Origin of the sequence: Paracoccus sp. PAMC 22219 (genome assembly GCF_000787695.1) — a bacterium.
Classification (GTDB): domain Bacteria; phylum Pseudomonadota; class Alphaproteobacteria; order Rhodobacterales; family Rhodobacteraceae; genus Paracoccus.
Genome location: NZ_BBPH01000125.1, coordinates 1 through 8,734 on the forward strand (window position 1 = coordinate 1; position 8,734 = coordinate 8,734).

Annotated in this window: 7 protein-coding genes and 1 pseudogene; 7 read left to right on the forward strand and 1 reads right to left on the reverse strand. The window is 68.8% G+C overall.

Annotated elements, in window-relative coordinates; all coding sequences use genetic code 11:
• The 4 genes and pseudogenes from TY51_RS13835 to TY51_RS13850 all read left to right on the forward strand — a co-directional run.
• Window positions 1-1,320 (forward strand): glycerol-3-phosphate dehydrogenase (locus TY51_RS13835; protein WP_042250417.1); only part of this gene is annotated, 1,320 nt, incomplete at its 5' end.
• Window positions 1,317-2,249: a sugar phosphate isomerase/epimerase gene (locus tag TY51_RS13840; RefSeq protein ID WP_042250418.1), complete on the forward strand. Its 933-nt coding sequence runs from the start codon at window positions 1,317-1,319 to the stop codon at window positions 2,247-2,249. The genes TY51_RS13835 and TY51_RS13840, both read left to right, overlap by 4 nt.
• 22 nt (window positions 2,250-2,271) lie before the next feature.
• Window positions 2,272-3,419 (forward strand): annotated as a pseudogene (locus tag TY51_RS13845) (iron-containing alcohol dehydrogenase).
• A gap of 193 nt (window positions 3,420-3,612) precedes the next feature.
• Window positions 3,613-4,371, forward strand: a complete 759-nt coding sequence (locus TY51_RS13850) for a sugar-binding transcriptional regulator (protein ID WP_231559065.1) — start codon at window positions 3,613-3,615, stop codon at window positions 4,369-4,371.
• 117 nt (window positions 4,372-4,488) lie between these two features.
• On the opposite strand, the gene tkt is transcribed toward TY51_RS13850, so the two are convergent.
• A complete protein-coding gene (gene tkt / locus TY51_RS13855) occupies window positions 4,489-6,513 on the reverse strand; it encodes a transketolase (RefSeq protein ID WP_081995045.1) in 2,025 nt (674 codons plus the stop codon).
• 132 nt (window positions 6,514-6,645) lie between these two features.
• On the opposite strand from tkt, the gene TY51_RS13860 reads away from it, so the two are divergent.
• The 3 genes from TY51_RS13860 to TY51_RS13870 are packed head-to-tail and all read left to right on the forward strand — an operon-like array spanning window position 6,646 to window position 8,632.
• Entirely contained in the window at window positions 6,646-7,416 is a 771-nt protein-coding gene (locus TY51_RS13860) for a DeoR/GlpR family DNA-binding transcription regulator (protein WP_042250421.1), read from the forward strand.
• Window positions 7,413-8,174 (forward strand): triose-phosphate isomerase, encoded by a 762-nt coding sequence (locus tag TY51_RS13865; RefSeq protein WP_042250423.1) that lies wholly within the window; start codon window positions 7,413-7,415, stop codon window positions 8,172-8,174. The genes TY51_RS13860 and TY51_RS13865 overlap by 4 nt, the downstream gene beginning before the upstream one ends.
• On the forward strand, window positions 8,171-8,632 hold the full coding sequence (locus TY51_RS13870; protein WP_042250424.1) for an RpiB/LacA/LacB family sugar-phosphate isomerase: 462 nt from the start codon (window positions 8,171-8,173) through the stop codon (window positions 8,630-8,632). The genes TY51_RS13865 and TY51_RS13870 overlap by 4 nt, the downstream gene beginning before the upstream one ends.
• Window positions 8,633-8,734 lie beyond the last annotated feature (102 nt).

An 8,734-nucleotide genomic window follows, 5' to 3' on the forward strand; every position in this document is an offset into this window, starting at 1 on the left:
CTGGTCCGCGAGGCGCTGATCGAACGCGAGGTGCTGCTGGCCGCCGCTCCGCACATCATCTGGCCGATGCGCTTTGTGCTGCCGCACAGCCCGGATGACCGGCCCGCCTGGCTGGTCCGGTTGGGGCTGTTTCTCTACGACAACCTGGGGGGTCGGAAAAAGCTGCCGGGCACGCGCACGCTGGACCTGCGCCGCGACCCCGAGGGCGCGCCGCTGCTGGACAAGTACCACAAGGGCTTCGAATACAGCGATTGCTGGGTCGACGATGCGCGTCTGGTGGTACTGAACGCGGTCGATGCGGCGGAAAAGGGCGCGACCGTCCTGACCCGCACCACCTGCGTGTCGGCGCGCCGCGAGGGCGACGCCTGGTCCGTGACCACCCGCGACACCGTCACCGGAGAGGAACGGCAGTTCCGCGCCCGCTGCCTGGTCAATTGCGCCGGTCCCTGGGTCAGCGATTTCATCACCCGCGTGGCCGGGTCGAATTCGGCCCGCAACGTGCGGCTGGTCAAGGGCAGCCACATCATCGTGCCGAAATGGTGGGCGGGGACCAACGCCTATCTGGTGCAGAACCACGACAAGCGCGTGATCTTCATCAACCCCTATGAAGGCGACATGGCGCTGATCGGCACGACCGACATCGCCTATGACGGCCGCGCCGAGGACGTGGCCGCCGACGAGTCAGAGGTCGACTACCTGCTGGCCGCCGTGAACCGCTATTTCAAGGAAAAGCTGCGCCGGTCCGATGTCATCCATTCGTTCTCCGGCGTGCGGCCGCTGTTCGACGACGGGCAGGGCAACCCGTCGGCGGTCACGCGGGACTATGTGTTCGACCTGGACCAGACCGGCGGCGCGCCGCTGCTGAACGTGTTCGGCGGCAAGATCACCACCTTCCGCGAACTGGCCGAACGCGGCATGCACCGGCTGCGGGACATCTTTCCCGCGATGGGCCCCGACTGGACGGAGACCGCGACCCTGCCGGGCGGCGAGATCGCCAATGCCGATTACGAAAGTTTCGCCAACCTGCAGCGCGAACTGCACCCCTGGATGCCGCGCGCGCTGGTCCAGCATTATGGCCGCCTGTACGGCGCGCGGACCAAGGACGTCGTGGCGGGCGCCATGAGCCTGTCGGACTTGGGCCGTCATTTCGGCGGACAGCTGTACGAGGCCGAGGCGCGGTACCTTGTGACCAAGGAATGGGCGCGCACGCCCCAGGACATCCTGACCCGGCGCACCAAGCATTATCTGCACCTGAGCGCCGATCAGCAGGCGGCGTTCGCCGATTGGTTCGACGAAACGCTGGCGCCGGAGATCGCGTGATGCTGACCCTGTCGCTGAACACCAATCCGCTGGTCAACCGCTTTGCCGATCCGGACGACCTGATCGACACCGTCGCGCGTGATCTGCGGATCCGCGACCTGCAGCTGACGCATGAGTTCATCAACCCGTCCTGGTCCGCGCCGGTGATCCGCCGCCTGACGCGGCAGATGCGCGCGGCGCTGGACCGGACCGGGGTGCGCGTCACCAGCGGCATGACCGGACCATATGGCCGGCTGAACCATTTCGGCCATCCCGACGCGGATGTGCGGCGATACTACATCGACTGGTTCAAGACCTTTGCCGACATCACCGCTGATCTGGGCGGTCGGTCGGTGGGCACGCAATTCGCGATCTTTACCTATCGCGACTATGATGCGCCCGCCCGGCGCGAGCATTTGATCCGCATCGCCATCGATGCCTGGGCCGAGGTCGCGGACCATGCCAAGGCCGCCGGTCTGGACTATGTCTTCTGGGAACCGATGAGCATCGGGCGCGAATTCGGAGAGACGATCCCCGCCGCATTGGCGCTGCAGGACCGGCTGACCGCGGCCGACATGGCGATACCCATGTGGATGATGGCCGATATCGATCATGGTGACGTCACCAGCCCCGATCCGGACGATCTGGACCCCTATGCCTGGGCCCGCGCCGTGCCGCGCGTCAGCCCGATCATCCACATCAAGCAGTCGCTGATGGACAAGGGCGGTCACCGCCCCTTTACCGCGGAATTCAATGCCAAGGGCCGCGTCCAGCCCGAGCCCCTGCTGGCCGCGCTGGCCCATGGCGGCGCGGTCGACAACGAGATCTGCCTGGAGCTGTCCTTCAAGGAACGCGACCCCAACGACCGGCAGGTCATCGCCCAGATCGCCGAAAGTGTCGCATTCTGGGCGCCGCATATCGACACCGGGGCGGATAAGCTGAATATCTGACCCATCAGCGACAGGATCCCCCATGCCCCAGCTCTTTGCCTTTGCCACCGCCACCGAGATCCTGTTCGGCCGGGGGCAGGCGGCGCAGGCCCCTGCACGGGTGGCTGCCCTGGGGCGGCGGGTGCTGCTGGTCCACGGCCGCGACCCCGCCCGCAGCGCGACCCTGGCGCGCGACCTGACCGCCGCGGGCTGTTCGGTCGCGACCTTCACAGTCCCGCATGAGCCTGACATGGCGCTGATCGAGGCGGGTGTGCAGGCGGGCGCGGGGGTGCAGGTCGTCGTCGCGATGGGCGGCGGCGCGGTGATCGACGCGGGCAAGGCCATCGCCGCGCTGATCCCCGCGACGCGGCCGATGCTGGATCACCTGGAGGTCGTGGGGCAGGGCCTGCCGCTGGACCATCCGCCCTTGCCCTTCGTGGCCATCCCCACCACCGCCGGCACCGGGGCCGAGGTCACCCGCAACGCCGTCATCGGCGTCCCCGAGGCGCGCCGCAAGGTCAGCCTGCGCGACGCGCGGATGCTGCCCACGCTTGCGATCGTGGACCCCGCGCTGACCGACGGCTGTCCGCGCGGGGTGACGCTGGCATCGGGGCTTGATGCCATCACGCAGGTGATCGAGCCATACGTCTGCACCCGCGCCAACCCGCTGACCGATGCGCTGTGCCGCGACGCGATCCCGCGCGGGCTGGCGGCGATCATCCGGCTGATGCAGGCCGAGGACCCGCAGGCCCGCGACCAGATGGCTTGGGTCAGCCTGTGCGGCGGGTTGGCGCTGGCCAATGCGGGCCTGGGCGCGGTGCATGGGCTTGCGGGGCCGCTGGGCGGGCTGACCGGGGCCGCGCATGGCGCCATCTGCGGCTCGCTGCTGCCGCATGTGCTGGTCGCGAACCGGCAGGCGGTCACCGACCCGGCGCTGGCGGCGCGGCTGGATCAGGTCGGCCAGTGGATCGGGGCTGCGTTCGGGCGGCCCGATGCGTCGGTCGCCGATGCCGCGCGGCAGCTGGCGGATTGGTCGCGCGATGCCGGGCTGCCGGGGCTGGACGCTTGGGGATCGATGCGGCGGCACGCGGGGCCGCCGCGCAGGCGGCGGCAGCGTCGTCGTCGATGAAAGCCAATCCCGCGCCGCTGTCGGTCGATGACCTGGATGCCCTGATGCGGGCGGCCACCTGATGGCGCGGCGGGGTCCCATCGATCCGGAGCAGAGCCTCGCGATCCGCGCGGCGTGGCTGCATTACGCGGGCGGGCTGACCCAGGCCGCGGTCGCCAAGCGTCTGGGCCTGCCCGGCGTCAAGGCGCACCGCCTGATCGCCCGCGCCGTGGCCGAGGGCGTAGTCAAGGTCACCATCGACGGAGAGATCGTCGAATGCGCCATGCTGGAGGACCAGCTGTGTGCGCGATACGGCCTGGACCATTGCGAGGTCGCCCCCGACCTTGGCGAGGACGGCATGCCCCTGCGCGCCTGGGCCTGGCGGGCGCGGGCTTTCTGCGCCGCGAGATCGAGCGGGGCGAACACCGCGTCATCGGGCTGGGTCACGGCCGAACCTTGGCTGCGGCGGTGCGGCAGATGCCAAGGTTCGACGCGCGTGCGGTGCGGTTCGTGGCGGTGCTGGGCGGGCTGACGCGCAACTATGCGGCCAATCCGCATGACGTGATGCACACGCTGGCGGAAAAGACCGGGGCGCAGGCCTTTGTCATGCCGGTGCCGTTCTTTGCCAATTCCGAAGGCGACCGGGCCGTGCTGCTGTCCCAGCCCGGCGTGCGCGACATCTTTGATCTGTCGAACAGCGCCACGCTGACCTTCGTGGGCATGGGTACGGCCGATGCGGGCGCGCAGCTGGTCGCATCCGGCATGATCGAGCGGCGTGAGATCGCCGAGATCAACGCCGCCGGCGGCGTCGGAGAGATGATGGGGTATTTCTTTGACGCGACAGGGCGCGTGCTGGACACGACGCTGAGCGCGCGGACGCTGTCGGTCGATCTGAACCGCGGGCAGGGCCAGCGCATCGTGGTGATCGCAGGCGGCGCGGAAAAGGTCGCGGCCATCCGCGCGGTGCTGAACAGCGGGCGACTGTCCGGTCTGATCACCGACGAGGCGACGGCGCGCGACCTGATGGCGGGGTGACCGAAACGAGGACGGTCGGGGAAACCCCGACCCGGTCGCTGCCGCTGGGCCCCGCGCGCGCGCTTTGCGCGCGTGGGGTGCATCATGGCAAGGCCGCTTGCGGCCTTGGCCTTTGGATCAGTGGCCGGTCACCAGACGCGCGCGCGCGATGATCGCCTCGGGCGTGATGCCGAACTCCTGGTACAGGCGGTCGATGGGGGCCGATGCGCCGAAACCCGTCATGCCGATCACGTCATCTTCGGTCGCGACATAGCGGGTCCAGCCGAACTTGCCTGCGGCCTCGACCGCGATGCGGGGCGCGGTGCCCAGGACCTGGGCACGATAGTCCGCGGATTGCGCCTCGAACAGCTCCCAGCTGGGCATCGACACGACGGCCACGGCCATGCCCTCGGCGGCCAGCGCCTCGGCGGCCGTGACGGCGATGGCGACCTCGGTGCCGGTGGCGATCAGGGTCACGTCGCGGCCCTCGCCGAACTGGCGGATCACATAGGCACCCTTGGCGGTCAGGTTCTCGGCCCCGGCATCGGTCCGCAGCTGCGGGACGTCCTGGCGGGACAGGGCCAGCAGGGACGGCACGTTGCGGTTGCGGATCGCGATGTCCCAGGCCTCCAGCGTCTCGACCGTGTCGGCGGGGCGCAGGACGGTCAGGCCGGGAATGGCGCGCAGGGATGCCAGATGCTCGACCGGCTGATGCGTCGGGCCGTCTTCGCCCAGGCCGATGCTGTCATGGGTCATAACATAGATCGTGCCGACCCCCATCAGCGCCGACAGGCGGATCGCGTTGCGGGCATAGTCTGAAAACACCAGGAACGTCCCGCCATAGGCGATCACGCCGCCATGCAGGTTCAACCCGTTCATCGCGGCGGCCATGCCGAATTCGCGCACGCCATAGCCGATGTAACGGCCGGGCGCGTCGCGGGTGTATTGCGTGTCGACCGCCGTGACGCGGGTCAGGTTCGATCCGGTCAGGTCCGCCGATCCGCCGATCATCGCGGGCACCGCCCCGGCCAGGGCCTCCAGCGCCATCTGGCTCGCCTTGCGTGTCGCGGCCTTCTTTGGCGCCGCAAACAGGGCGTCGCGGGCGGCGGTGACGGCGGCGTCATAGCCCTCGGGCAGATCGCCCGACAGGCGTTGCGTCAGGGCGGCTCCGTTGGGGGACGCGGCCAGACGGGACTCCCATGCCTCGCGGTCCTCGGCCCCGCGCGCGCCGATCTGACGCCATTCGGCGGCCAGGTCGTCGGGGATCACGAAGGCATCGTGTGTCCAACCCAAGGCGGCACGGGTCAGCGCACCTTCATCCGCGCCCAAGGGGGATCCGTGTACCGAATAGCTGCCGGCGCGGTTGGGCGAGCCGAACCCGATGATCGTCTTCATGGCGATCAGCGAGGGCTTGCCCGTCTCCGCCTTGGCGGCCGCCATCGCGGCATCGAGGCTGCGCCCGTCATGACCGTCGCAGGTTTGCACGTGCCAGCCACAGGCGGTAAAGCGCGCCGGGATGTCCTCGGAGAAGCTGACCGAGGTCGGGCCGTCGATGGTGATGCTGTTGTCGTCATAGAGCACGATCAGCTTGCCCAGACCCAGATGGCCCGCAAGGCTGATCGCCTCCTGGCCGATGCCCTCCTGCAGGCAGCCGTCGCCCAGCATGACCCAGGTGCGGTGATCGACCAGGTCGTCGCCGAATTCGCCCGCCAGCGCGCGTTCCGCCAGCGCCATGCCGACGGCGGTGGCCAGGCCCTGGCCCAGGGGGCCGGTCGTGGTCTCGATGCCCTTGGCGTGACCGTATTCCGGATGGCCCGCGGTGATCGCGCCCCATTGGCGGAAGTTCTTGACCTGCTCCAGCGTCATGTCCTGATAACCGGTCAGGTGCAGCAGGCTGTAAAGCAGCATCGACGCATGCCCGTTCGACAGCACGAAGCGGTCGCGGTCGGGCCAGACGGGATTCGCCGCGTCGAATTTCAGGTGGTTGCGGAACAGCACGGTGGCCGCATCGGCCATGCCCATCGGCGCGCCGGGATGGCCGCTGTTGGCGGCGTTCACGGCGTCGATGGTCAGCGCCCGGATGCAGTTCGCCAGGGCGAAGTTCTGCGGGTCCAGATCGGCCTTGGCGGCGATGGCGGGGTCTTTGGGGGTGTCTAAGGGCATGGCGATCCTCCTGTTGCGCCACCCATAACCCGGCGCCTTTAATATCACAACAAAAAATCACAAAGTCACAAAGTCGGTGTTGTTATGTGCGCGGATCATGTTATGAAATCGGCGAGCCAAGGGAGGGTTTGGGTGAAACGGGACGAACGCAGACAGGCGATCATGGATCTGCTGGTCGCGGCACGGGCCGTGGACCTGGACGATCTGGCGGTCCGTTTCGCGGTCAGCCGGATGACCATCCACCGCGATCTGGACGACCTGGAACAGGCAGGCCTGCTGCGCAAGGTCCGCGGCGGCGCCACGATCGAGGCCGGCACCCAGTTCGAAAGCGATTTCCGCATTCGCGCCCTGCAGGACGGCGAGGCCAAGGCCCGCATGGCCCATGCCGCCCGCGCGCTGGTCGAGCCGGGGATGACCGTGATGGTCAATGACGGCTCGATGGCGGCGCTGCTGGGCGCCAGCCTGACGGAATGCGCGCCCCTGTCGGTCATCACCAACAACGCCGCCGTGATCGAGCGGCTGAAGGATGCCCCGCGCGTCACCCTGATCGCGCTTGGCGGCATCTACAGCGCCAAGTTCAACGGCTTTTTCGGCATGGTCACGGAAAGCGCGCTGGCCGGGCTGCATGCGGACCTGGCCTTCATCTCGACCCCCGCGGTGGCGGGGCTTCGGGCGTTCCACATGGACGACAACGCGGTCCGGGCCAAGCGCGCGATGATGCGGGCGGCGGAGCGCAGCGTGCTGCTGGTCAACCACGCCCGGTTCGGCCGCAGCGCGCTGCATGCGCTGGCTGATCTGACCGAATTCGACGCCATCATCACCGACGCGCCCCCCGCGCCTGAGGATCGCGCCGCGATCGACCGGGCGGGCATCGCGCTGACCATAGCAAAGGACCCCGCATGACCCAATTCTGGATCGGCACCAGCTGGAAGATGAACAAGACCCTGGCCGAGGCGATGACCTTTGCCGACGGGTTGCGCGGCACGCCCGCGCCCGCAGGCATTCAGCGTTTCATGATCCCGCCCTTCACCGCCTGCCGCCAGGTAGCGGAGGCGCTGTCTGGCACCGACGTCAAGGTCGGCGCGCAGAACATGCATTGGGATGACGCGGGCGCCTGGACGGGCGAAATCAGCCCGGTGATGCTGACAGATTGCGGGTTGGACGTCGTGGAACTGGGCCACAGCGAACGCCGCGAACATTTCGGCGAAACCGACGCGACGGTGGGCCTGAAGACCGCCGCCGCCGTCCGCCACGGCCTGATCCCGCTGATCTGCATCGGCGAGACGCTGGCCGAGCGCGAGGCGGGCCGCGCCGCGCAGGTGCTGGAGACCCAGGTCCGCGCCGCGCTGGAACCCGTGGCCGGGACCGACGCCACGATCCTGCTGGCCTATGAGCCGGTCTGGGCCATCGGCGCCAACGGCATTCCCGCAACCTCGGATTACGCCGACGCGCGTCAGGCCGAGATCATCGCGGTCGCGCAGGACGTGCTGGGCCGCCGCGTGCCCTGCCTTTACGGCGGATCGGTCAATCCGGGCAACTGCGCCGAGCTGATCGCCTGCCCGCATATCGACGGGCTGTTCATCGGGCGGTCGGCCTGGGACGTGAACGGCTATCTGGACATTCTGGCGCGCTGCGCCGCAACCATCGGAGAGAACGCATGAAACTGGCAATCGCAGGCGACAGCGCGGGCGAAGGTCTGGCCAAGGTCTTGGCCGACCACCTCAAGAACCGTTTTGAGGTGTCGGAAATCAGCCGCACCGACGACGGCCCCGACGCGTTCTATGCCAACCTGTCCGATCGGGTGGCCAGCCAGGTGATGGACGGCACCTATGATCGCGCCATCCTGGTCTGCGGCACGGGCATCGGCGTCTGCATCGCGGCCAACAAGGTGCCGGGCATCCGCGCCGCGCTGACGCATGACACCTATTCCGCCGAACGGGCCGCGCTGTCGAACGACGCGCAGATCATCACCATGGGCGCCCGCGTCATCGGGGCCGAGGTCGCCAAGACCATCGCCGATGCCTGGCTGGCGCAGACCGAGAACTTCGACCGTCAGGGCAAGTCGGCGGGCAATGTCGACGCCATCGACGCGGTCGGCGCCAAGTACGCAGGGCGCTGATGCTGCGGCTGCCGACGGACGGGCCCGCCACCGGGCCGCTGCTGGACGACCTGCTGGCGCGTGACGGCGCGGCGGCCATCGTGGCGGCCATCGCCCGCGCGC

Bases quoted from the DNA above. Each gene is read 5' to 3' on its own strand.
- TY51_RS13850 (WP_231559065.1), top strand. From the start codon at position 3,613: ATGCGCCATGCTGGAGGACCAGCTGTGTGCGCGATACGGCCTGGACCA.
- tkt (WP_081995045.1), bottom strand. From the start codon at position 6,513: ATGCCCTTAGACACCCCCAAAGACCCCGCCATCGCCGCCAAGGCCGAT.
- TY51_RS13865 (WP_042250423.1), top strand. From the start codon at position 7,413: ATGACCCAATTCTGGATCGGCACCAGCTGGAAGATGAACAAGACCCTG.
- TY51_RS13870 (WP_042250424.1), top strand. From the start codon at position 8,171: ATGAAACTGGCAATCGCAGGCGACAGCGCGGGCGAAGGTCTGGCCAAG.